General features: G+C 69.2%; 20 protein-coding genes and 2 tRNA genes. 14 read left to right on the plus strand and 8 right to left on the minus strand.

Going from position 1 to position 23,933, the window contains the following annotated elements:
* Nucleotide 1 precedes the first annotated feature (1 nt).
* From GTY96_RS17000 to GTY96_RS17010, 3 genes are all read right to left on the minus strand, one after another.
* Nucleotides 2-1,534, minus strand: a complete 1,533-nt coding sequence (locus tag GTY96_RS17000; RefSeq protein WP_186001908.1) for a hypothetical protein — start codon at nt 1,532-1,534, stop codon at nt 2-4.
* 90 nt (nt 1,535-1,624) lie between these two features.
* Nucleotides 1,625-3,610: a single stranded DNA-binding domain-containing protein gene (locus tag GTY96_RS17005; RefSeq protein ID WP_143901928.1), complete on the minus strand. Its 1,986-nt coding sequence runs from the start codon at nt 3,608-3,610 to the stop codon at nt 1,625-1,627.
* Complete coding sequence (locus GTY96_RS17010) at nt 3,610-5,904, minus strand: bifunctional metallophosphatase/5'-nucleotidase (protein ID WP_255442175.1); 2,295 nt, start codon at nt 5,902-5,904, stop codon at nt 3,610-3,612. The genes GTY96_RS17005 and GTY96_RS17010 overlap by 1 nt, the downstream gene beginning before the upstream one ends.
* Nucleotides 5,905-6,135: 231 nt before the next feature.
* Here GTY96_RS17010 and GTY96_RS17015 point away from each other — a divergent pair, with 231 nt between their 5' ends.
* From GTY96_RS17015 to GTY96_RS17055, 9 genes are all read left to right on the plus strand, one after another.
* Nucleotides 6,136-6,816 (plus strand): NUDIX hydrolase, encoded by a 681-nt coding sequence (locus GTY96_RS17015; protein ID WP_143901924.1) that lies wholly within the window; start codon nt 6,136-6,138, stop codon nt 6,814-6,816.
* Nucleotides 6,817-6,897: 81 nt separating this feature from the next.
* Entirely contained in the window at nt 6,898-8,367 is a 1,470-nt protein-coding gene (locus tag GTY96_RS17020) for an MFS transporter (RefSeq protein WP_143901922.1), read from the plus strand.
* A gap of 98 nt (nt 8,368-8,465) precedes the next feature.
* Nucleotides 8,466-10,037 (plus strand): hypothetical protein, encoded by a 1,572-nt coding sequence (locus GTY96_RS17025; RefSeq protein WP_143901920.1) that lies wholly within the window; start codon nt 8,466-8,468, stop codon nt 10,035-10,037.
* A gap of 45 nt (nt 10,038-10,082) precedes the next feature.
* Nucleotides 10,083-10,850: an HAD family hydrolase gene (locus GTY96_RS17030; protein ID WP_161665284.1), complete on the plus strand. Its 768-nt coding sequence runs from the start codon at nt 10,083-10,085 to the stop codon at nt 10,848-10,850.
* A 129-nt stretch (nt 10,851-10,979) separates the two neighbouring features.
* Nucleotides 10,980-12,107, plus strand: coding sequence for a pyruvate dehydrogenase (acetyl-transferring) E1 component subunit alpha (gene pdhA / locus GTY96_RS17035; protein ID WP_143901916.1), 1,128 nt, complete (start codon nt 10,980-10,982; stop codon nt 12,105-12,107).
* A 26-nt stretch (nt 12,108-12,133) separates the two neighbouring features.
* Nucleotides 12,134-13,147: a pyruvate dehydrogenase complex E1 component subunit beta gene (locus GTY96_RS17040; RefSeq protein WP_255442208.1), complete on the plus strand. Its 1,014-nt coding sequence runs from the start codon at nt 12,134-12,136 to the stop codon at nt 13,145-13,147.
* Nucleotides 13,148-13,153: 6 nt separating this feature from the next.
* Complete coding sequence (locus GTY96_RS17045) at nt 13,154-14,767, plus strand: pyruvate dehydrogenase complex dihydrolipoamide acetyltransferase (protein WP_161665285.1); 1,614 nt, start codon at nt 13,154-13,156, stop codon at nt 14,765-14,767.
* 509 nt (nt 14,768-15,276) lie between these two features.
* Nucleotides 15,277-15,489, plus strand: coding sequence for a DUF2795 domain-containing protein (locus GTY96_RS38280; RefSeq protein WP_255442174.1), 213 nt, complete (start codon nt 15,277-15,279; stop codon nt 15,487-15,489).
* A gap of 135 nt (nt 15,490-15,624) precedes the next feature.
* Nucleotides 15,625-16,782, plus strand: a complete 1,158-nt coding sequence (locus GTY96_RS17055; RefSeq protein ID WP_143901908.1) for a sensor histidine kinase — start codon at nt 15,625-15,627, stop codon at nt 16,780-16,782.
* On the opposite strand, the gene GTY96_RS17060 is transcribed toward GTY96_RS17055, so the two are convergent.
* Complete coding sequence (locus tag GTY96_RS17060; RefSeq protein WP_143901906.1) at nt 16,760-17,356, minus strand: hypothetical protein; 597 nt, start codon at nt 17,354-17,356, stop codon at nt 16,760-16,762. The genes GTY96_RS17055 and GTY96_RS17060 overlap by 23 nt on opposite strands.
* A 48-nt stretch (nt 17,357-17,404) precedes the next feature.
* Here GTY96_RS17060 and GTY96_RS17065 point away from each other — a divergent pair, with 48 nt between their 5' ends.
* Entirely contained in the window at nt 17,405-18,373 is a 969-nt protein-coding gene (locus GTY96_RS17065; RefSeq protein ID WP_186001906.1) for a response regulator, read from the plus strand.
* A gap of 113 nt (nt 18,374-18,486) precedes the next feature.
* On the opposite strand, the gene GTY96_RS17070 is transcribed toward GTY96_RS17065, so the two are convergent.
* From GTY96_RS17070 to gltX, 4 genes are all read right to left on the minus strand, one after another.
* Nucleotides 18,487-18,558 (minus strand) — tRNA-Glu (locus GTY96_RS17070).
* 81 nt (nt 18,559-18,639) lie between these two features.
* Nucleotides 18,640-18,710: transfer RNA gene (locus GTY96_RS17075), tRNA-Gln, on the minus strand.
* A gap of 52 nt (nt 18,711-18,762) precedes the next feature.
* On the minus strand, nt 18,763-19,173 hold the full coding sequence (locus tag GTY96_RS17080; RefSeq protein ID WP_161665415.1) for a hypothetical protein: 411 nt from the start codon (nt 19,171-19,173) through the stop codon (nt 18,763-18,765).
* Between the two features lie 46 nt (nt 19,174-19,219).
* Nucleotides 19,220-20,665 carry a glutamate--tRNA ligase gene (gltX, locus tag GTY96_RS17085; protein ID WP_143901902.1) on the minus strand — a complete coding sequence of 482 codons (1,446 nt, stop codon included), beginning with the start codon at nt 20,663-20,665 and terminating at the stop codon, nt 19,220-19,222.
* A gap of 88 nt (nt 20,666-20,753) precedes the next feature.
* On the opposite strand from gltX, the gene GTY96_RS17090 reads away from it, so the two are divergent.
* The 4 genes from GTY96_RS17090 to GTY96_RS17105 are packed head-to-tail and all read left to right on the plus strand — an operon-like array spanning nt 20,754 to nt 23,916.
* Nucleotides 20,754-21,335 carry a hypothetical protein gene (locus GTY96_RS17090; protein ID WP_143901901.1) on the plus strand — a complete coding sequence of 194 codons (582 nt, stop codon included), beginning with the start codon at nt 20,754-20,756 and terminating at the stop codon, nt 21,333-21,335.
* Nucleotides 21,335-22,219: a myxosortase-dependent metalloprotease, MXAN_2677/MXAN_2678 family gene (locus GTY96_RS17095; protein WP_143902212.1), complete on the plus strand. Its 885-nt coding sequence runs from the start codon at nt 21,335-21,337 to the stop codon at nt 22,217-22,219. The genes GTY96_RS17090 and GTY96_RS17095 overlap by 1 nt, the downstream gene beginning before the upstream one ends.
* On the plus strand, nt 22,216-23,187 hold the full coding sequence (locus tag GTY96_RS17100) for a myxosortase-dependent metalloprotease, MXAN_2677/MXAN_2678 family (RefSeq protein ID WP_161665286.1): 972 nt from the start codon (nt 22,216-22,218) through the stop codon (nt 23,185-23,187). Before GTY96_RS17095 ends, GTY96_RS17100 begins: the two co-directional genes overlap by 4 nt.
* 9 nt (nt 23,188-23,196) lie before the next feature.
* Nucleotides 23,197-23,916: an HAD family hydrolase gene (locus GTY96_RS17105; RefSeq protein ID WP_143901897.1), complete on the plus strand. Its 720-nt coding sequence runs from the start codon at nt 23,197-23,199 to the stop codon at nt 23,914-23,916.
* The last annotated feature ends 17 nt before the right edge of the window (nt 23,917-23,933 follow it).

Raw genomic sequence — 23,933 nt, forward strand, 5'->3', positions numbered from 1 at the left:
CCTAGAAGCGCGCCTGCAGCAGGGTGTTGAAGCCCAGCGCGTGCGGCTTCTCGAAGTTCGGCTGGGCGATGCCCGTCACGTCGTCCTCGAACGTGGTCCGGTTGGTGTCGTAGGTGTAGTAGACCTCGCCCACCGCCGCGACCGTCTCCGACAGGTCCCACCGGAAGGTGGCCTTGGCGGAGATGATGGGCTGCGCCTCGCAGGCGCCGGAGCCACCGCAGGTGCTGGGCAGGATGCTCAGCTGGTTGGCGTCACGCACCACCACCGTGCGCGTGCCGGTGAGGCTGGGGGGCGGGTTGCTGCCGCCAATGAGCGGCACCGGGCTGCGGAACGACGCCGGCTGCTGCACGCCGACGATGAAGCCCGGCGTCAGGTGCAGGCCCGGCAGGTTGTAGTCCGCGCCCAGCGCCAGGAACATCTCCGGCTTCAGGACCGTGCCCGTCGGGAAGTCCTGGAACGGGGGGAAGCCCGGCACGTCGAACTGGATGAAGGACAGGCTGCGGTAGAGCGCCAGCACGTTGAAGCGCATCTGGTTGTACTTCGCGCGCGCCTGGAGGGCGACGGCCGTGGCGCCCTGGGGCTTGGTGGCGCCGAACTTGTCCGGATCCTGCAGCGTCTGCGTGAGGTAGCTGCCCTCCAGCGACACCGAGTAGGACAGGCCGCCCGGGTACTGCTCCGGCGCGAAGAAGCGCTGGTAGATTTCCGGGTCGTTCTTGTAGAGCCGGAAGTCCACGCTCGTGCCCACCGGCACACCCACGTGGTAGACGATCTGCCCGGACACGCCCGCCGAGTTGACGGGCGCCTCGATGCTCTGGTTCGCCAGGCCCGGGACGATGCCCTTCTGGAAGTAGCCGCCGCCGGCCTCCACGCGCAGCGTCTCCAGGATGTCCCAGCCCGCGCCGGCCATCACGCCGTAGAGCGTCTCCTGCTCCAGGATGAGGTCGTTGAGCACCAGGGCCGTCTTGCCGCCCACGTACGCGTACCAGCGGTCGCGCGTCAGCTGGAGCTTGGCGCCCGGCACGCCCGCCGCGGAGGCGCGGTTGGTGAAGATGGGGCTGCCGCCCCAGGAGATGCGGTACGCATATCCCAGACGGAAGCGGTCCGCGGACACCGGGAAGCCGGTGAGCGAAATGCCTTCCTTCTCACCCCAGCCGGGCGGCTGATAGTTCAGTCGCACGTAGCTGGAGTTGTCCAGGATGTCGACGCCGCCAGAAGGCCGCTCCAACACCAGCAGCGTGAGGGCCGCCTCGGTGGTGAGGCCTTCGAAGAAGGCCGGCATGCGCTTGTAGAGCACCACGTTCGACAGCGACTCGAAGCCGGAGAACTTGGTGTTGAAGTTGTCGTAGAACTGCGTGTTCTGGTTGCCCGCGCCAAAGCGTGCGTTGGGGCTGTTGGGAGTGGTCTCTCCCGCGCCTGCCAACACGTTGTCGTCCGCGAAGACGAACGACAAACGGGTGTCCACGAAGTCCCCGGCCCAAGCGGGCGCGGAAAGGGCTGTCAGGCCCGTCAAGGCCAGCGTCTGCAACGTTTTCAATGTCCCTCCAGGAAGCGGTCCGGGGGAGACCGCTCCTCCCTGCGCCCCGGAATCCACCGGGGCGCGATGCGTCTAGCTAAGAATGAATGACTACGGGCAAGGCTTGATGGGCTTCGGGCACTGCATGCCGGGCCCGGGGTAGCAGCACATGTCGTCCTGATCGCGGGGCAACACGTTCCAGCGGGGCCGTGCGGGGCCCACGTGCTTCAGGTGACCCACGACGTCGAAGGTGGCCGCGTGCAGCTGCTTGCACTGGAGGGCCCTCGCCGCGTCGGCGTCGGTTTCACTGCAGTCCGGATTCAGGTCCGGAATCGCGTCCTTGATCTGCAGGCTGATGCGGGTGCGTGAGTCCGGGGCGATCTTGCAGGTGGCGTTGGCCGTGGCCGTGCTGTCACGCACCAGCGCGACCGTCACCTCGGAGCCCGTGAGCGTGTACTCGAAGCGCGTGTTCGCGGCGATGAGCGTGCCCGTCTGGTCCACCGTCACTCCGGCCGGGCCGAAGCGCGCGCGCACCGGCTGGGTGCAGTAGAGGTTGACGCGCGTGCCCTGGGCCTGCGCCTTGGCGGGGGTGACGGAGGTGGTGCCCACGGTGACGCTGGCGATGCGCGAGGGGACGGACTCGTCCAGACCCGCGGCCTCCGGGCCCGTGGCGTTCATCTCCACCACGAACTGGCCGAAGCTCGTGTACGTCGTCTTCTCCGCGCAGATGGTGCCCGCGTACTCACCGATGCCCAGCGTGCAGTCGATGACGCACTGGCGCTCCGGCAGGTCCGGATCATCCGGCGGCTCCTCGAAGCAGTTCTGCCAGCTGCGCGCCGTGCCGCTGCCGACCGGGCAGAACATGGGCAGGTCGTTGTTGCCGTTGGCGTCGCAGTTGCGGAACACGCGGGGGAACTTCACCCGGCGCAGCTTCACCAGCGACGACTCCAGGCTCTCCATCTTGAAGTTCCTGTAGCTGTAGCCGCACAGGAGGTCGTCCAGGTAGGGCGAGCCGCTGAAGCCGCACAGCCGGCCGTTGACCTCCACCGGGGGCACCTGGGACAGGTACTTGTTCCACTCGCTCTGGGGCAGCAGGCGCACGTTCTCGCGCAGCGTCCAGGCGGGGAAGCTCATCTGCGTGGTGTTGGTGAACTCCGCCACCGTGCCGGACAACGTCCAGAGCAGGTCGCCCGAGTCCAGGCCTTCCGGGAAGGAGTAGTTGTAGATGTAGATGCTGTTGAAGCGGCCCGGGTTGTAGCCGTCCGGCTCCGGGGTCTGGATGTTCGCGCCCGGCACGTTCTTCTCCAGCACGCGGCAGGCCGTCATGTCCGTGACGTAGAAGCCGCTGGAGTCCGTGCCCGTGACGAGCAGCATCATCTGCTTGCCGTTGTTCGGATCCGCCGCGTCGCAGTTCTGCGTCAGCGGCTCGCCGGCCTCCGGGTTGCGGCCCACGCGCATGAACTGCTTGACGAAGACGCTGGTCTCCGAGCCGTTCTCCGGCAGCTGGATGGTGGCGAGGCTGGGCTCCTCGAACCGGATGCCCGCCGTCAGGCCCGTCGCGTACGTGCGGGTGGCGGGCTCCTCGGGCACCTGGGTCAGGTCGCCCACGACGCCGCCATCCTGGTAGTCCAGCGTGAAGGGCTGGTCCTGCACCCAGATGTGCGTCTCACCGTACAGGTGGGCGACGCGCACGGTGCCGGTGCCCTTGCCGTTGGTGAGCTGCGCCCAGCGCTTGCTGTAGTCGCCGGTGATGTTGCCCGGGATGGTGCGGAAGGAGACCGGCCCGTTGAAGGACGTCATCTCCCCGCCGTTGCCGTCCAGCGCGGTGATGGACACGGTGATGTCCACGTCCGTGCGGGGCAGGGTGTAGGGACAGTCGGCCGTGCCACGGACCGCGGGCGGCACCGCCGCCTGGTCGTTGCCGTACTTCGCGGCGCAGGTGTTCACCACCGGCAGGAGCGCGGCGGCCGAGTCACCGGTGACGATGCGGGTGACCTCCACGCGGAAGGAGCTGAGCCCGTCGGTGGTGAGCTCCGACTCCTTCGTGTAACAGCCAGCCGCGAGGGCCAGCGAGGACAGCAGGACGAGTCGCTTCATTACTTCACCCTCCGCCCGATACGGCCATCCTCGATGGCGCTCGCCACGGGCATGGCAGTGGGCTTCTCACAGAACGACCGCAACTGGCTGGTCACCGTACCGCAGCTGGGGTTGCTCCCCGACAGCAGGTCGCGGCAGCTGCACCGGCCGGTGGACGGGCCCTGGGGGACCGCGCACTCGGCGACGACCTGGTCCTTCGTCAGGTTCGCCACGCCGCACTTGTCCAGGGCCGCCTGCTGACCGGCCGCGTCCGCGGGCAGCTTGAGCAGGTCCAGGCAGGAGCAGCTGCCCACCTTCTTGTTGATGGCGTCCTCGAACGCCTGGGACACGCGGCAGGAGCCCAGCGTCTTGTCGTCCACCGTCCACTGGCCGTTCACCAGCGAACCGCAGCGCGTGCCGTTGCTGGACGTCTCCTTGCCCGCGAGCAGGTCCTTGCAGGAGCAGAAGCCCTGCATGTAGCCGATGAGCGAGTCACGCAGGCTGATGCCCGTCTCGATGCGCGTGGTGTTGCGCTTGAGCACCGCGAAGCCGGAGCCGCCCTTGGCGATGTAGTCGTTCACCGCGACCTTGTACGTGCCGTTGGTGTCCAGCGGCCGGCCGTTGATCTGGATGTCGATGCCAGGGTGCGCCCAGCAGCGCGAACCGCTGGTGTCCTCCAGGCACTGCCACGGCGCGTGGCCCTCGCGGGCCGTCTGGGGGCACGCGGTGTTCAGCGTCTCCGGCGTGCACGCGATGCGCAGGTCGTTGAGCTGCACCTGGGCGCAGTCCATGGTGAAGCGGGCGCCGGAGATCTGCGCCTGGCTCACGCACCCGCGCTCGGCGGAGCGCTCGGTGACGAAGTCGAACATCTCCTGCATCTCCACGCCGGACAGGTACATGATGTTGATGGTGTTCTCGAACGGGAACACGTTGAACATCGACTCCTGGGTGACGACGCCCGCGTAGAGGTTGTCGCGGATGCCCAGCGAGTTGGTGAGCGCCATCTCCGCTTCCACGCGGTTGCGCTTGCGCATGGAGTCCGCGGCGATGTTGCCCAGCGGGGAGTCACCGCCGTTGGAGTTGTTGCGCCGCTGCACGTCCAGCGGGGCGTAGGAGAAGATGGACGTCAGCTGCAGCTTCACGTCCATGCCCAGGAGGTACGGGATGAGCAGGTCCGTCGTCCGCGAGTCCTCCTGGCGGCCGCACTCCGCGATGGCGTCGCGCACGCCCGGGGCCTCGATGAACTTCCCCGGATCCCAGAAGATGCTCTTGTCGAAGCGGTACTTGCGCATCGCCTCGTTGCACCAGAGGCCGTCCACCGGGAACGCGTGGTAGTCCTGGCTGATGACCTCGGCGCCCTCGCCCTCGCCCAGGCGCTGCGGCATCTTCACGACCAGCTCCAGGCGGCCCACGTACTTGGCGAACGCGCCCGAGTGGGACAGCACGACCTTGCGGCCGCTGGGGTCGGTGACGAGCTGGGGAGGGTTGAGCACCACGTGCAGGTGGCCGCCCAGCACCACGTCCATGCCGTTGACGCCCGCGATGTGCACGCGCACCACCGACTTGGGGTCGCCCTCCGGACCGAACCACTCCAGCACCTTCCACGCGTCATGCGCGCGCTCCACGAAGGGCTTCGCGCGGGAGTACTCGTAGTAGGCCTCGTAGCCCTGGATGAGGTCCTGGTCCTCGGTGAGGCCCAGGTGGCTGACGATGACGATGAGGTCCGTCACCGGGCGCAGCAGCTCCACGTAGGCGCGCGCGGCCTCGTTCTGCTCCAGCGGGGTGACCTGCAGGCTGTTGCCACCCTCCACGATGGAGTTGAGCGAGGAGATGTTCGCCATGCCGATGACGCCCACCCGCAGGCCCTTCACCGTCTTGATGGTGTAGGGGTTGGTCACCATGGCGGTGCCGTTGGTGCCCGTCGTCTTCGGGTCGTCCCAGTAGTAGTTGGCGGCCAGCAGCGGGAAGTTGGCGAAGTTGCGCGCCTTCTGGGTGAAGTTGAGCGCGCCCGCGTCGAACTCGTGGTTGCCCACGACCGCGGCGTCCAGGTGCTGCTCGGAGAGGAAGCGGAACTCCGCCTCGCCCGTGTTCACGTTGAAGATGGGCGCGCCCTGGAAGCAGTCACCGGAGTCCAGGTGCAGGATGCGGTCGCCCTTCTTGCGCTCGCGCTTGAGGATGGACGCGATGCGCGTGGCGCCTCCGAACGGGCCGGCCTCCGGAATGAGCTCCAGGTCCTGGTCCGTCTTCAGCGGCGTGAAGTCGTACGGGATGAGGCGCGAGTGGATGTCAGAGGTATGGAGGAGGGTAAGCCGCACCTCCTGACCTTCGAGGTGGTAATCCTGGCCTTCCAGCACAGGCATGCACGAGGCGAGGGCCAGGGCGCAGGCACAGAGGAGGCCGAGCAGTGCGCGACACATTCGTGACGGATCCGTGATTCGTAGGGAGTGACGACTTGAGGACGGCGCAACCTACGGGATCAACGGTGCACGGGCAAGCAACGCCGCCGTGGCAGGTCCACGTACCCGGCAACAGGAGAGCAGGCAGACATGCGTCCCAGCAGTTCCAATGTGACTGACATCGAGATCATCGAGGATTTCTCCGCCACGGCGCGTTGTGATGAGGGCTTCCTCCGAGTGCGGCGGCTGCGCTGCCGCAACCGGCGCGCGGACGGTTCCTCCTCTCCGGTGTACAGGGTGGATGTCGTGGACCGGCCACGGCTGGACGCGGTGTCCGTGCTCGTCTACCGCCGTGCGTCAGACGGAACCGTGGAAGTCCTGACGCGGATGAACCTGCGCCCCGCGGCGTACTTCCGCCGGGAGCAGACCGCGTCCATGACCGTGCCCGACGCGGTGAGTTATCTGCGCGTGGAGGAAATCGTCGCGGGGCTGCTGGAGCCTTCCGACAAGGGCGAGGAGGGGCTTCGCCGCCGCGCGGCGGAAGAGGTGAAGGAAGAGGCGGGCTACGCGGTGCGGCCGGAGGACATCCAGCTGTTGGGCGGCGCGTTCTTCCTGGCGCCGGGCATCTTGTCGGAGAAGGTCTTCCCGGCCGCGGTGGACGTCACCGGCGTCGAGCAGGGCGCGGTGGAAGGGGACGGCTCGCCTCTAGAGGAGGGCATCCACCTGCAATGGCGGCCGGTGCAGGCGGTGCTGGAGGCGTGCCGGCGCGGTGACATCGCGGACGCGAAGACGGAAGTGTCCCTCACGCGGCTGCTCGCCCGGCTGGGCTGAGGCGCTTGCTGTTTCCGGGGTGAGGACGGACGGGGTAGGGTGCAGGCCCGTTCGTTCCCCCCTCCAGGCGAGGTTCGTCGCATGTCGTCGCTGCCCCCGTGGCTGGCCCAGCTGTTGCCCATCGTCATCCTGCTCGGGGCCATTGGCCTGGTGCTCTCGCGGCTGCCGCGCGTGGAGCTGGGCCACACCGATGCGTTCCGCCGCCGCCGCTTCTTCAACTGGTTCCCCCTGGGGCTCACGTACGCGTTCCTCTACATGGGGCGCTACAACCTCAACGTGGCGACCAGCGCGATGGGGCAGCAGACGTCCAACGCGGACTTCGCGACCATCTTCTTCTGGGGGACGCTCACCTATGGCGTGGCCTTCCTCCTCAACGGCCCGCTGACGGACAAGCTGGGCGGGCGCTTCACCATCCTGCTGTCCGCGGGCGGCTCCGCGGTGGCCAACGTCGCGATGGGCGGCGTCGTGTACGCGGTGCTGAAGAACGGCTGGGCGCCCCCGGGCGGCGTCGTCGCGTGGCTGGCGTTCCTCTACAGCGTCAACATGTACTTCCAGAGCTTCGGCGCGGTCTCCATCGTGAAGGTGAACGCGTCGTGGTTCCACGTGCGTGAGCGCGGCCAGCTGGGCGGCGTGTTCGGCATCCTCATCTCCCTGGGCCTGTACTTCGCGTTCGACTGGTGCCGCTTCATCGCGGACGCCGCCCCGGTGTGGTGGGTGTTCTTCGTGCCGGCGGCGCTGCTCGTGGGCTTCCTGGGGGTGGACTTCTTCGTCATCCGCGACACGCCAGGGGAGACGGGCCACCCGGACTTCGACACGCAGGATGCGTCCAGCGGAGAGACGGGGCCGGCCCTCAGCGTGCCCCAGCTCTTCGGGAAGCTGCTGAGCAACCGCGTCATCCTCATCATCCTGGGCGTGGAGTTCTGCAGCGGCTTCCTGCGCAACGCGGTGATGCAGTGGTTCCCCAAGTACGCCAAGGCGGTGGGGGAGTCCGGCGGCTTCGTGGCCTCCAACTGGGGCATGCTGTCGTGTGTCGCGGGCATCCTGGGCGGCATGTTCGCGGGCGTCATCAGCGACCGGCTCTTCGACTCGCGCCGGGGCCCCGTGTCCACGGTGCTCTACGCGGGGCTGCTGGCGGGCGCCGTGGGCGCGGTGTTCCTCCTGGGAACCCAGGGCGCCGGCTGGTCCGTGGTGTTCATGTCCCTGTGCGTCATCGGCGTGCACGGGATGCTGTCCGGCACGGCCACCATGGACTTCGGCGGCAAGAAGAACGCGGGCATCGTGGTGGGCATCATCGACGGCGCGGTGTACGCGGGCACCGCCATCCACGCGCTCGTCTATGGGGCCATCCTGCCCACGGGCGACGCGATGAAGGATCCCGCCAACTGGAAGCCCTGGCCGCTGGCCATGCTGCCCCTGGCCGTCGTGGGCCTGGTGCTGGCGTCCCGCGTGTGGAACGCGAAGCCCCAGCCCAAGGCCGCGCCGCTCCCCGTGGGCGCCGTCGTCCCGGGCGCCGTGGCGGAAGCGTCTTCTCGTACGGGCACCAACGGTTGAGCACTTCCGGAGCGCCGGGGTGTGCGTCCTCGGACGCTCCCCCGTCCTCCGGTGTGGGTGACTCCCGTGTGACAGGCCTGTGACATAGACTGCGGTCCGTGTCCCAGGCCCCTGAAGCACTCCACAGTCGGTTCGACGTCCACGACCGCAAGCAGTTTGAGATCAAGCTCGAGTACCAGCCCACGGGCGCGGACGAGACTCGCTACCTGGTGGAGGCCTACCTCTTCCTGCCGTCGAGCCTGAACATCGACGCGGAGACGTACCCCCGCGCGGACTTCTACGCGGACATCCACAACTACGTGCGCTTCAAGACGCCGGTGATGGGGCTGGGAGAACTGCTGTCGTCGGAGGGCTCGCCGCTCGTGAAGCTGGAGGCGTGGCAGCGCTCGGGGGTGGCGCCGGAGGCGGACGTCGTCTACCAGGCGAAGCTCTTCTCCTGCGTGTTCCGGGGCGCGCTGCGCCGGTTCGCCACGACGGTGGAGACGCGCTGTGACGCGAAGACCGGCGAGGCGGGGCGCGCGGACCTGGAGACGGTGGTGCGCTCGGCGGGGGACTCCGTGCCCGCGGTGTTGGAGCGCTTCCGCGCGTGGCTGCGCGCGACGGGCGAGGCGAAGCTCCAGGAGAAGACGCGCGCGTCGCTGCGGCTCGTGGATGAGTACGTGAGCCTGCTGGTGGAGCAGTTCTTCCGCCGCGCGGTGGCGGACATGGAGCCGCTGCCCCGCTCCGGGCCGTGGCTGTCCCTGCGCAAGGGCTTGATGGAGGCGGTGCTGCGCGAGGAGTCCTACCGCAAGGAGCACCGGCTGCGCTCGGTCCTCAGTCCCACCGGGGACAACGAGGAGTACATGCAGCGGCTGGGCTTCCTGAAGAAGTTCTGCATGAACGTGCTCTTCCTGTCCTCGCGCAGGCGCCAGCGCCGGCAGGGCTGGGAGGAGGTGCTGTTCGCCATCGCCGCGGGCGTGGCCATGGCCTTCGCCACGTCGGTGGCGCTCTGGGCGCAGGTGCGCTTCACGCAGGTGAGCCTCAACTTCTTCCTGGTGGCCGTGGTCGGCTACATGATGAAGGACCGCATCAAGGAAGGGCTGCGGCGCATGTTCAGCCGCGTGGCCGCCACGCACCTGTACGACCGCACCACGGACCTGGTGGACCCCGTCACGGCGCGCGCCATCGGCACCTGCGAGGAGCGGGTGGACTACGGCGCGGCGGTGAAGGTGCCCCAGGCGGTGTCGTCCCTGCGGCAGCACGACGACTTCCTCACCGTGTCGCAGGGGGAGCTGTCGGAGGCGGTCATCCGCTACCAGAAGCGCATCGTGCTGGACGCGCGCCTCTTGCCCCGCTCGGAGCGCGGCCTCACCGGCGTCACGGACATCCTCCGGCTCAACGTGGGGCGCTTCCTGCGCGACATGGACGAGCCGGAGTTCGCGCTGGAGTACGTGGACCTGGGGGACTTCTCCGTGGGCCACATCCGCGGCGCGAAGCGCTACCCCGTGGACCTGGTGTTCCGCTTCACGGTGATGGAGGCCGGCGCGCGCAAGGAGTCCGCGCAGCTGGTCCGGCTGGTGCTGGACCGCAACGGCATCCAGCGCATGCAGAACTTCCTCCAGGCCCCGGAAGCAGCGGAGCCCGCAGGGTCCGTGCCCTTCCAGCCGGCCGCATGGCGCGCGGGCGCGTGATTTGATGGCCAGCATCGCGCCGGGGGCATGTATCTTCCGGCGTCCATGGCTTTTGAAGATCTCAAGCAACGCGTGCGGCCGGACTGGCGCGACACGCTCCGGGGCATCCTGGTGAATGCCCGCTCGCTCGGCCCCCAGGCCGTGCTGGCGTTCGACCTGGACTCCACGCTCTTCGACAACCGGCCCCGTCAGGCGCGCATCCTGCGCGAGTATGGCGACGCGCGCGCCCTGAGCCTGCTCTCCGCGTGCGAGCCCCGTCACTGGGACACCGGCTGGGACATGCGCGCCGCCATGCGCGCGTGCGGCCTGACGGACGCCGACGTGGAGCGGCTCTACGCGGACGCGCGGGCCTTCTGGCAGGAGCGCTTCTTCACCAGCGCCTACTGCGTCTCCGACGAGGCGATTGAAGGGGCGGCGGCCTTCACGCAGGCGGTGGCCGCCACGGGCGCGCAGCTCGTCTATCTCACCGGCCGCCACGAGGCGATGCGCGAGGGCACCGTGGCGTGCCTCTCCCGTTGCGGGATGGTGACACCGCCCGGCGCGGACGGGCGCGTGCAGCTCATCATGAAGCCCACGCTCGCGGAGAGCGACGACGCCTTCAAGCGCGACGCGCATGTGCGTTTGGGCCGCATGGGTCGGGTGGTGGCGGCGTTCGACAATGAACCCACACACGCCAATGACTACCGTCACCGCTTCCCTGAAGCGACGGTCATCCACCTGGCCACGGACCACTCGGGCCGCGCCGTGGAACTCTTGGAGGACGTTGTATCCGTGCCTCATTTTGACTTGGAGGGCGTGACGCACCGCGCCTGAAAAAAGGCGTGGCGGAGAGTGGTTCTGAAAGGCTTTGGAAGTCCCTTTGCCGCGCGCTAAGAGGCGCACGGCGTTCGCCGCCCTTCCCCCTCGGGTCCCCAGGGGCGGCCCAGACGGAGGCATGCCGCGGTGGCCAGCGCGTACTCGAAGGACCTGTTGTTGACGATGTACCGGAAGATGTACCTCCTGCGGCGCTTCGAGGAGCGGGCCGGCCAGCAGTACACGCTGGGAAAGATCGCCGGCTTCTGCCACCTCTACATCGGCCAGGAGGCCGTGGCGGTGGGCTGCAACGAGGCCATCCGTCCGGATGACTACATGCTGTCCGCCTACCGCGACCACGGCCAGCCGCTGGCGCGTGGCAGCGACGCCGGGATGATCATGGCGGAGCTGTTCGGCCGGGGCACGGGCTACAGCAAGGGCAAGGGCGGCTCGATGCACATCTTCGACATCGAGCACCACTTCTACGGGGGCTACGGCATCGTCGGCGGGCAGATTCCGCTCGCGGCGGGCATGGCCTTCGCCGCGCGCTACCGCAACGAGGACCGCGTCACGGTGTGCTTCTTCGGCGACGCGGCCGCCAACCAGGGCGCGTTCCACGAAACCTTCAACATGGCGCAGAAGTGGAAGCTGCCGGTCATCTACATCTGCGAGAACAACCGCTACGGCATGGGCACGGCCATCGCGCGCACGTCCGCGGTGCCGGAGATCCACAAGCGCGCCTCCGCGTACGGCATGCGGGGCGAAGCGGTGGACGGCATGGACGTCCTCAAGATGTACGAAGCGGTGAAGGACGCCGCGGAGTACTGCCGCGCGGGCAAGGGCCCCGTGCTGATGGAGGCGAACACGTACCGCTTCCGCGGCCACTCGATGGCGGACCCGGCGAACTACCGCAGCAAGCAGGAGGTGGAGGACGAGCGCCGCAACGACCCCATCCCGAAGCTGCGCGAGTTCGCGATGAAGCAGGGCTTTGGCCTCTCCGACGCGGACTTCGAGTCCATCGAGGAGGAGGAGAAGCGCGCGGTGGACGCGGCGGTGAAGTTCGCCGACGAGTCGCCGGAGCCCAGCGTGGACGAGCTGTGGCGCGACACCATCGTGGAGCCGGGCGAGGAGGACGTTCGCCCGCGTGAGCGCGTGCTGGGCGTGAAGGTCACCAACTGGCCGAAGTACCCGTCGGGCCAGGAGCTGAAGGTGACGTGGGACCTGGAGCCCCGCGCGGAAGCCGAGCAGGCGGACAAGAAGGCGGGCCTGAGCCGCTAGCGCTCGCGTCCCCCCATCCACAACCCATTCGAGATTCGAGTTCGGAGCCGACGATGCCCGAGTTGATGTATCGCGAAGCGTTGAACCAGGCGCTCGCCGAGGAGATGGAGCGCGACGCCAATGTGTTCCTCATTGGCGAGGAAGTGGGCCGCTACAACGGCGCGTTCAAGGTGTCCCAGGGCCTGCTGGACAAGTTCGGCAGCGCGCGCATCATCGACGCGCCCATCAGCGAGCTGGGCTTCACGGGCCTCTCCGTGGGCGCCGCCGCGGTGGGCCTGCGCCCGGTGGTGGAGATGATGACCTGGAACTTCGCCATCCTGGCGATGGATCAGATCGTCAACAACGCGGCCAAGCTGCGCCACATGAGCGGCGGCCAGCTGCGCTGCCCCATCGTGTTCCGCGGCCCGGGCGGCGCGGGCGGCCGGCTCTCCAGCCAGCACAGCCAGTCGCTGGAGGCCAACTACGCGCACTTCCCCGGCCTGAAGGTGATTGCCCCGGCGACCCCGGCGGACGCCAAGGGCATGCTCAAGAGCGCCATCCGGGACGAGAACCCGGTCATCATGTTCGAGGGCGAGCGGCTCTACGCGCTCAAGGGCGAGGTGCCGGAGGGTGAGCACATCGTCCCCCTGGGCAAGGCGGACGTGAAGCGCGAGGGCACCGACGTCACGCTCATCACCTGGAGCCGGATGTACTACTTCTGCATGGAGGCCGCGGAGGCCCTGGCGAAGGAAGGCATCAGCGTGGAGGTGCTGGACCTGCGCACCCTGCGTCCCCTGGACGAGGAGGCCATCCTCGCGAGCGTGCGCAAGACGAACCGCGCCGTGATCTGCGAGGAGGGCTGGGCGCTGGCCGGCATCGGCGCGTCCGTGGTGGACCTCATCCAGTCCCAGGCGTTCGACGACCTGGACGCGCCCGTCGTGCGCGTCACCGGGCTCGATGTGAACATGTCCTACGCAGCGAACCTGGAGAACGCGACCCAGCCGGACGCGCCCAAGATCATCGCCGCGGTCAAGAAGGTCCTGTACCGCGAGGGAGCCTGAACGCGTATGGCGACGCCCATTCAGATGCCCAGCCTTTCCCCGACGATGAAGGAGGGGAAGATCGTCAAGTGGCTGAAGAAGGAGGGAGACAAGATCTCCTCCGGAGACGCCATCGCCGAGGTGGAGACGGACAAGTCCAACCTCGAGGTGGAGGCGTACGACGACGGCTACCTCATCCAGATCGCCGTGCCCGAGGGCGAGGTCGCCACGGTGGGCGCGCCCATCGGGTACCTCGGCGCCAAGGGCGAGAAGGTCACGGGCGGCGCGCCCGTGGCTGCGGCCCCGGCCGCGCCCAAGGCGGAAGCCCCCGCCGCGAAGCCTCCGGAGCAGGCCCCGGCCCCCGCCGCCAGCGGCGCGGGTGAGGGTCTCGCCATCCTGATGCCTTCGCTCTCCCCGACGATGAAGGAGGGGAAGATCGTCAAGTGGCTGAAGAAGGAGGGCGACAAGGTCTCCTCCGGAGACGCCATCGCCGAGGTGGAGACGGACAAGTCCAACCTCGAGGTCGAGGCGTACGACGACGGCACGCTCGCGCGCATCACCGTGAAGGAGGGCGACATGGCCACCGTGGGTGCGCCCATCGCGTTCCTCACGCCGAAGGGGGCCAAGGCCGGGACGTCCGCTCCGGCGGCAGCGCCCTCTGCGCCGAAGCCGTCCGCCGCCGCGGCTCCGTCCGCGCCCGCCGGGGGGCAGGTCGTTCCCCTTCGCCGTGAGGCCGCCCCGGCCTCGGGTGGCCGGCTGCGCGCCAGCCCCCTGGCGAAGCGCATCGCCCAGGAGCGCGGGCTGGACATCAGCCAGGTGCGCGGTTCGGGGCCGCTCGGGCGCGTGGTGAAGCGCGACGTCGAGCAGGCGCTGGGCCAGGGCGTGGCGAAGGCCCCCGTGCAGGCACCGGCGGCGAAGAAGGTCGGTGCTCCGCAGCCGGAAGTCCGCGCCTTCGGAGCGCGTCCGGAGCCGCAGGCGGTGCCCATGTCCTCCATGCGCAAGGTCATTGGCCAGCGCATGTCGGAGGTGAAGCCCGGCGTGCCTCACTTCTATCTCACCGTCGAGGTGGAGATGGAGGCGGCGGCGAAGATCCGCGAGGAGGCCAAGGCGCTGGACCTGAAGGTGTCCGTCAACGACATCATTGTGAAGGCGGCGGCCATCGCGCTGCGCCGCTCCCCGAAGATGAACGTGTCGCTCCAGGGTGACCAGGTGCTGCACTACGGCACCGTGGACGTGGGCATCGCGGTGGCCATCGAGGACGGCCTCATCACGCCCATCATCCGCGACGCGGACCTGAAGGGCCTGCAGGCCATCTCCGCCGAGTCCCGCGACATGGCGGAGCGCGCCCGCAAGCGCGCCCTGAAGCCCGCCGAGTACACGGGCGGGTCGCTCACGGTGAGCAACCTGGGCATGTACGGCATCGACCAGTTCATCGCGGTCATCAACCCGCCCCAGTCCGCCATCCTCGCGGTGGGTGCCGTGGCGGAGAAGGCCGTGGCGCGCGACGGGCAGGTGGTGGTGCGCAAGATGATGACGGTGACGCTGTCGGGTGACCACCGCGTCATCGACGGGGCCACCGGCGCGGAGTACCTCCGCGAACTCAAGGGGCTCCTGGAGCACCCCTCGCGGCTGCTGTTCTAGCGGGCTCGCGGCCCGCCGCCTTCGCCCCCGTGCAGGACGCACGGGGGCGGGGCACGGCTCGGGCTCCTCCCGCGTCAGTTCCTCCTCCACCTCCCGCTTCAACCTGTGCCGTGCCCCAGTGACGTCCGCTGGGGCCGCGCGCGGCATGTCCATGTCGGGGCCTCTCCGCGTGCTCATGCGCGCGTCCTGGGAGTCCGGGCCACGGTTCCGGGCGAGGGGCTGGACCGTGCTTCACGGGTGCCCCGCCCGATTCCGTCGTGTTCGCGAAGACGCGTGACTCTTCCCTTTGGACGGAGGCATGGGGAGGGGTGTGTGGCGGTGTGGTGGGATGCCCGCACCAAGGCAGCCACCCCGTGGGATGGAGGGGCAGGGGGCTTGCCTGCCTGTCTCCCTCCGGATGGCGAAAAAGATCAGCAGCCGGCACGGTTCGCTGCTTAACTTCTCAGTCAATGAACGACGACATGACTCGCGAGCGCCTGGGACTTGGACTGCGGGAGGTGGAGCCTTCCGTGGCTCCGCTCGTTCCGTCGGTGTCCCTGGCGCAGTCGCTTCAGGAAGCGCTTCGCGGCGCGGTGTTCCCTCTCACCGCGGAGCAGTTGATGTGGGTGGCCCGGGAGAACGAGGCGCCGGCGCACCTGGTGTCGTTGCTGGGGTCGCTTCCCCGAGGCCGGTTCCCGTCCGTGGACACGGTGGCCCTCGCGCTTGGAAACGCCTCCGCCTGAGCCGGGAAGCCGGCTGCCACGTTCGGTTCCGACCTGGGTACAAGGTACCCCCAGGCGCGCGGTCGGACGTGCGCGTTATCTTCGGCGCGACCAGCCTGTCTTCCGGATGAGGAAGCCATGGTCTGGAGGAGCTCCATGAACGCCTCGGACCTGCCCGCCGTGCTGTACGTGGACGACGATGCCCTCAACCTGAGGGTGTTCGACGCCAACTTCGGGCAGCGGTTTCGCATCTTCCGGTGCTCGTCGCCCAACGAGGCCCTGGCGCTGCTGGAGCAGCGGCGTGGGGAGATTGGCGTGGTGCTGTCGGACCAGCGCATGCCGGGGATGACGGGCGTGGAGTTGCTGGAGCGCGCCCGCACCATCGCGCCGGACGCCAAGCGCATGTTGGTGACGGCGTACGCGGACATGCAGGCCGTCATCGACGCGGTGAACCGCGGCCAGGTGACGCGCTACTTCGTCAAGCCGTGGGACCGCGCGGAGCTGCTGGCGGCGCTGGAGGACGCGCTCAAGATCGCTCGCCTGGAGCTGCGCATCCGCGAGGTGGAAGGCCGGATGATGAAGTCCGAGCGTCTGGCCACGCTGGGGCAGGTGACCGCGGGCATCGCGCACGAGCTGATGGGCCCGGTGGGCTACCTCACTCAGAACGTGTCGTCGCTCCAGCGCGACATGCACCGCGTGGTGCAGTACGTGTCGCGCCACCTGGCGACGGATCCGGACGCGGACGTGTCCTCCACCGTCGAGGACCTGCCGGCCCTCATCAAGGACCTGTCCGAGGGCGCCAGCCACCTGCGCGAGGTGGCGCTGGGCTTGCGCGCGCAGGCGCGCGGCGAGGACATGGAGGCCACCGCGGACGTGGCCGAAGTGGTGTCCTTCGCGGTGAAGCTGGCGCGGGCGGAGGTGCGTGACCGGGCACGGCTCACCAGCAACGGCGAGCCGGTGCGCATCGTCTTCGGGCCGGTGAAGCTGTGCCAGGTGCTGCTCAACCTCATCGTCAACGCGGCGCAGGCCATGGAGGGCACGGGCCGCGCGGGCCGCATCGACGTGCGGTGGGCGGCGCGCGACGAGGAGGTGGTGCTGTCGGTGGTGGACAACGGGTGCGGCATCCCCGTGGCGCTTCAGGAGCGCGTCTTCCAGCCGCTGTTCACCACCAAGCCCGTGGGCATCGGCACCGGCTTGGGCTTGTCCATCTGCCGCGAGCTGGTGACGCAGTTCGGCGGTCAGCTCCGCCTGTCGTCCACGCCGGGCGAGGGCACGGAGATCGAGCTCACCTTCAAGCGAGCCCTGCTCCCTTGAGCCCGAAGGCGTTGTGCAGGAGGCGCCACACCCGGTAGAGCGTCTCCCCCTCCTGCGTGCGCACGTTCCGCACCAGGAGTGCGCGTTGGGGTTCGGACTCGGGGCCATATTCCACCACGAGTGCGTAGCCGCCCTTCGGAGGTTCGATGATGTGCACCGCGCGCACGTCGTCGAAGGGCAGGGTCAGGGTGCGCGCGGCCCCCGGGGCCCACGCCAGCGTCTCCAGCCGCAGGGACTCCGTCTTGAAGTGCAGCACGAAGCGCCGGCGCCGCAGCCGCGCCTCCACCCCGAGCGCGCAGCCCACCATCGCCCCGGCGAGCACGAGCAGCAGGGTCGCGGCACCCGGGGTCCGGGAGGCATCCAGGACGAGCAGCACCAGCCCCACGACGGTGCACACCCCGGCCAGCCCCACGCAGAGGGACGGCAGGAGCCGCAGCGTCCAGGGCGGCGGCAGGGACTCCCCCACCAGTCGTCCTGCGTCGTAGAACAGCCGCACATCACCCAGCCGCGGCGGTACGCGGTTCTCCCGGAGCGCGTCTTCGAAGCTCACCCGGCGATGATAGGCGGACCGCATGCTTCCGACCCTCGAAGTTGGGCGAGAGCTGTGCGATCCTCCCAATTCATGGATCTCCCGTTTGAGACCGGTGAAGGTGAAGGGGAAGGGCGGGGGACGCTCGCCTCGAAGGTGCTGCTGGTGGATGACGAGCCGGTGGTGCTCGACATCTGCGTGCGCCTGTTGGGGCGGGAGGCGGACCTCATCGTCTCTCCCGTGGGCAGCGCGGAGGAGGCGGTCGTCCTCTTGAAGAACCAGCGCTTCGACGTCCTGGTGACGGACAAGAACCTGCCCGGCATGGGCGGCGTGGAGCTCATCGCCGAGGCCCGCCGCATCCAGCCCGCGCTGGAGGCGGTGATGATCACCGCGTACGCCAGCTCCGAGTCCGTCATCGCCGCGTTCGCCGCCGGCGCCAGCGACTACATCATCAAGCCCTTCGACGACCTGCGGGTGTTGCGCGCCAAGGTGCGCGCCGCGCTGGAGCGCAGGTCCGAACGCGTGCGCACGCGCGACAGCGCCCGCGAGGTGGCGCGGCAGGCCGCCGCGCTGCTGGATGCCGGCCGGGACGCGCCGGAGCCCGCGCACGTGGCGCTGGAGACGGAGCTGCGCAACTACGAGGAGGCCGTGCGCCTGGGCCACTCCGGCAACATCGCGGTGGTGGGCAGCGCGGAGGCCGTGAAGGTGCTGCGGGACGCGAGCTTCGAGGTGGTGGAGCTGCCGCCGTACTCGCCCCAGCTGGACGGCGCGGACGTGGTGGTGGTGGAGACGGGCGACCCCCAGTGGCACACGCTGGCCGAGCGGCTCCAGAACGGCTCCCCGGACGTGGTGCTCCTGGCCGGCGCGGACGCCGACCTGAGCGACCTCCTGGAGGCCATCACCCTGCGCATGGACCTGGTGGGCTACGGCCAGGCCAACGCCGCCCGCGTCCTGCCAGAGAAGGTGCGCATGCTGCTGATGCGCCGGGGCATCCAGCGCGCCCAGCAGCGGCTCACCTCCGCGCTGGACACCTTCCGGCAGAGCATCGCGTCCACGGCCTGACGCCGCCGGGGCCATTCCTGAACGAGGGGTGGCCCCGCTCGCGGAGCAGGGAGGGGTTCGAGAGCCCGCAAAAGCGAAACGCCCACCTTCTTTTCAGAAGGTGGGCGTCTCAGTGACCCTGCCGGGATTCGAACCCGAGTTTGAGCCGTGAGAGGGCTCCGTCCTAACCACTAGACGACAGGGCCAGATTTCTTCCCTACAACCGCGTCGTTTCTGCCGACGCTTCCTACAGTCTCCGTTTCACTCAGTCAACCGGAGATTTTCAGCTGGGGAACTAGGATTCGAACCTAGATAAGCAGAGTCAGAGTCTGCTGTCCTGCCGTTAGACGATTCCCCAAGGACCTGCGACTGCGGGCGCTTCTACTACCGACTTCTGCTGCTGACTTCAACTACTTCGTTTTCCTGACCGGCTTGCTGTCGGGCTTCTTCGCCGGCTTCGTCGTCCCCTGCAGCGGGACGACGTAGATGCGAACTTCCTCGTTCGCTTCGTAAATATTCAGCCCCTCGAAGTTCTTCCCCGACGGGTTGGAGATGTGCACGGCCTTGATGCCCGGCTGGTTGACGATCGACCGCCTCGGGTAGCTCGAGGCTGGGTAGATGTTCTTGTAGTAGTCGAGCGTCGCCTCGAAATCACGCGACGCCCGGTACCTGTTCTCGCCCACCTTCTGGGCACCATCCGGAATCTGGGCGCCGTTCACCACCTCGGCGCCCGAGGCCGTTGCCCAGAGGGCCAGCAGCACCACCCCGAGCGGGCGCGCCTTATAGAAATGGGGTCGCAGGCTGTCAAGCGGTCGCGTCATCGCCGGCCAAGATAGGGCCCGGCGCCGTCCGCGTCCACCGACAATCTCACCCGCCGCGGGCCAGCGCCGCGTCGATGCGCCGGAGGGCTTCATCGCGCCCCACGAGCAGCAGCGTCTCCCCGATGCCGGGGCTGGTGGTGTTGCCGGTGATGGCCACGCGCAGCGGCTGGGCCACCTTGCCCATGCCCACCTGGGCGGACTCGCTCACCGCCTTCACCACGCCGTCCAGCGGCTCCACGGTCCACTCGGGCAGCGCGGCCAGCTTCTCCCGGGCCTGGCGCAGGAGGCCCAGCGAGTCGCCGCTCAGGTGCTTGGCGGCGGCCTTCTCATCCAGGGTGACGCCGGTGCGGAAGTAGATGGACGCGGTGTTCGCCATCTCGTCCAGCGTGCGCGAGCGCTCCCGCAGCGCGAGCACCAGCGGCTCCAGGCGCGCGTCGCCCTTCACCTGGAAGCCTCGGGCCTCCAGGAAGGGCGTCAGCCGCTCCGCGACCACGGACGGCGGCAGCAGCTTGAACCACTGCTGGTTGAGCCACTGGAGCTTCTCCGGGTTCCAGACGCCGGACGTGCTGCCCACGCCGTCGAAGTCGAACCACTCCACCATCTGCTCGCGGGTGATGACCTCGTCGTTGCCGTGGCTCCAGCCCAGGCGGATGACGAAGTTGAGCAGCGCCTCCGGCATGATGCCCGTGCGCGCGTGCAGCATCACGTCCGCCTCCGGGTGCTTGCGCTTGGAGAGCTTCTCCCGGTCCGGTCCCAGGATGAGCGGCAGGTGCGCGAAGTCCGGCGGCGTCCAGCCCAGCGCCTGGTAGAGCATCAGCTGGGGGAACGTGGAGTTCACGTGCTCCTGGCCGCGCGACACCAGGGTGATGTCCATCAGGTGGTCGTCGATGACGCAGCCGAAGTTGTAGAGCGGGATGCCGTCCGCGCGCATCATCACCCAGTCATCCAGGTCCGAGTACGGCTTGGAGATGACGCCCAGCACCTTGTCGTCGAACGACGCGGTCCCCTCGCCGGAGGGCATGCGGAAGCGGATGACCGCGTCCTCCAGTTTCTTGCCGGCGGGCGGGGCCTTGAGGTCGTGGCAGGTGCCCTCGTAGCGGTAGGCGCGGTTCTCCTTCTCCGCCACGGCACGGCGCTCGGCGATCTCCTCGCGGGTGCAGTAGCACCGGAAGGCCTTGCCCTGGGAGATGAGCTGCTCGGCGTGCGCCCGGTAGGTGTCCAGCCGCTGGGTCTGGAAGTAGGGGCCGTACTTCGGGTCCTCCTTGCCGGGACCTTCATCCCAGTCCAGGCCCAGCCAGTTCAGGCCGTCCAGGATGGCCTTGACGGACTCCGGGGTGGAGCGCTCCTGGTCCGTGTCCTCGACGCGCAGGATGAACGTGCCGCCGTAGCGCCGTGCGTAGAGGTAGTTGAAGAGCGCCGTGCGAGCGCCTCCGATGTGGAGGTATCCAGTAGGCGACGGAGCGAAGCGGACGCGGGGTTTGGATGAAGCCATGGGCAGGCGGGCGATAGCAGGACGGGGACACGAGGGTCAACGCAAGCCGCCCGCTTGAGGTTAGGCTGCGCGCCCAAGGAGACTTTCCATGCCGATTCGACACGCAGTTCGCACGCTGGTGCTGGTCGCCCTGCTCGGGGGGCTGCCGGTGGGGGCCACCACGATGCTGCGCGCGGACCTGCCCCAGATGGCGCAGACGTCCGACGCGGTGGTGCAGGGGGTCGTCCGGCGCGTGCAGAGCCGCTGGAGCGGTGACAATCGCCGCATCGTCACCGACGTGGAGATCCAGGTGACGGAGTCGCTCAAGGGGCAGCCCGGCGGCACGGTGCTCGTCACCCAGCTGGGAGGCCGGGTGGGGGACATCGGGCAGGTGGTGAGCGGCCTGGCGTCGTTCTCCGAGGGCGAGGAGGTCGTCGTCTTCCTGGAGAAGCGGGGCGCGTCCGCGTTCCAGCTGTCGGGCATGGCGCAGGGCAAGTACCAGGTGCAGCGCGCCGGGCCGAGCGCGATGGCGGTGCCGGCGCCCACCGGCGACGCGGTGCTCATCGACCCGAAGACGCGGCAGGAGACCGTGTCGTCCGCGCAGACGCTGTCGCTGGAGGAGCTGAAGGCCGCCGTGCGCGCGGCGCTCCAGGCGCAGCAGGCCGCGCCCGCGAAGAAGGGGGCGAAGTGATGGGCGCGCTCGCGTCGTGGGTGGTGATGGCGGCGGTGCTGGGCCAGAGCTCCGCGCCCTATGTCCGCAGCCGCGTGACGCCCGGGGATGCCTCCACGCAGTGCCTGTATTGGACGCAGTCGCGCGTCACCTGGCAGCAGAGCACCGTGGGCAACCCGAAGATGACGAACCACACGGAGTTCGACGCCATCTCCCGCTCGTTCCAGAGCTGGCAGAACATCTTCGCCACCTGCGGCAACCTGTCGCTGGTGGAGGGCCCGCGCGTGGACAGCCGGACGGTGGGCTACAACCGCACGGGCGACAACATCAACCTCACCCTGTTCCGGGCGCGCGGCTGTCGCGACGTGGTGCCCGCCGGCGATGCCTGTTTCACCCAGGACACGTGCGCGAACACGTACGACTGCTGGGATGACAGCGACGGCACCATCGCCATCACGCTCACCACCTACGACGAGCGCACGGGCGTCGTGTACGACTCCGACATCTCCTTCAACGCCGCGCGCTTCAACTTCACCACGGGCAACGGCGGACCGTGCGGCATCGTGGCCACGCCGGACTGCGTGGAGACGGACGTGCAGAACACGGCCACGCACGAGGTGGGTCACTTCGTGGGCCTGGACCATACGCAGGCGCAAGGCTCGACGATGAACCCCAGCGCCCCGCCGGGTGAGACGTCCAAGCGCACCATCGACTCCGGCTCGCAGAGCTTCGTGTGCGCCGCGTACCCGAAGGGCAGCGCGAGCCAGCCCTGCATTCCGCTGACGAACCCGGGAGGGTCCGGGAACAGCGGCGGTGGTTGCGCCACGGCGTCGGGAGGGCTGGCGGCGCTGCCGCTGCTGGCCGCCGCCTCGCTGCTGGCGCGTCGCCGCCGGGGGGCGCGGTGAGCCGTCGCCTGCTGCTCCTGGGATGGCTGTTGTGCGCGGGAGCCGCGGGCGCGCAGCAGGACTACAGGCGCACGCTCGTGCCGGGTCGGCCGCTGTGCCTCGTGTGGCCGGGCCGCGACTACGTCTACCACCTGGATGCCGCCGGCAGCTCGCGCACGCCCGGAGACACGGAGGTCGCCGCCATCGAGGCCGCGTTCGACGCGTGGCGGGCGCTGTCCGCGACGTGCAGCGACTACCGCTTCATCCGGGGCGAGGACTGGAAGCTGCCGGTCGCCGTGGGCTACGACCAGGAACACCCCTTCGACAACTACAACGTCATCACCTTCCGCGAGCGCAACTGCCAGGACGTGGCCCCCGCGGACGACGTGTGTTGGCAGGAGGAGACGTGCGGCAATGTCTATCAATGCTGGGCGCACGGGGGCGCCACCATTGGGCTCACCACGTCCTCGTTCAGCTTCAAGGACGGGCGCGTGGTGGACGCGGACATCGAGCTCAACGCCGCGCAGTCGGACTACGGCCCCGGCTTCCTCTTCACCACCGTCAACGGTCCTCCGTGCGAAGGCACGCTGTCCACCGACTGCGTCGCCACGGACGTGCAGAACACGATGACGCATGAGATTGGCCACGTCATCGGGCTGGACCACGTCTTCTCCGCGGGCTCCACCATGGAAGCCACCGCTTCGCTGGGGGAGACCTCCAAACGCGTCATCGACGCGGGCTCCGCGGCCGGCTTCTGCGCCACCTATCCGCGCGGCCTGCCGCCCACCCAGTGCCGCACCCCGGTGGACCCGGGCCTCAAGCTGGTGGCGGACGGGAAGGGCACCGGCTGCGACGCCTCCTCCGGGGGACCGGCCCTGGCCGCTGGGCTGCTCTGGGCCGCGGGGGGCCTCCGGCGGCGCCGGAGCAGGCGGGCAACGGGTCCGCTGGCCGGCCCTCTTGCCGCTGCCCCGGGCAGCACTCGCGGTTAGACTGTCCGCGTGGCTGTCGCCTTCTTCGACCTGGACCGGACGCTGCTCGCCGCCAACTCCGCGTCGCTCTGGGTGCGCCGCGAGCTGGCGCTGGGCCACATCTCCCGCTGGCAGGCCCTGCGCGCCAGCGTGCTCCTCGCGCGCTATCACCTGGGCTTCGTGGCCATGCAGGACGTGCTGCTGCGCGCCACGGCCCTGCTCACCGGCTCCGACGCGAAGGACCTGGAGGCGCGCTCGGCGGACTTCTACGCGGAGGCCGTGCGGGGCCGGTACCGGCCGGGGGCCCTGCAGGCCCTGGAGGCCCACCGTGCGGCGGGGGACCGGCTGGTGCTCCTGACGTCGTCCTCGGGCTACCTGTCCGACCTGGTGGCGCGCGAGCTGCGCCTGGACGGCGTGCTCTGCAACCGCTTCGAGGTGGACTCGGCGGGCCGCCATACCGGGCGCCCGCTGGGGGAGGTCTGCTTCGGCGAGGGCAAGCGGCTCTACGCGGAGGCCACCGCGAAGGAGGCAGGCGTCGCGCTGTCCGCATGCGCCTTCTACACGGACTCGTATTCGGACCTGCCGGTGCTTCGGGTGGTGGGGCGCCCGGTGGTCGTGAACCCCGACCACCGCCTGCGCCGCGAGGCCCGGCGGCAGGGCTGGCCGGTGGTGGACTGGGGCGTGCCTTCTGGAGGCGCCGCCCCTTCCGTCCCACCGTCGCCGCCGCTGCTGCCCTCCACCGGCCCCTAAGGGCAGTGGAGGACGCG

It is taken from the genome of Corallococcus silvisoli, from assembly GCF_009909145.1.
Lineage (GTDB): Bacteria > Myxococcota > Myxococcia > Myxococcales > Myxococcaceae > Corallococcus > Corallococcus silvisoli.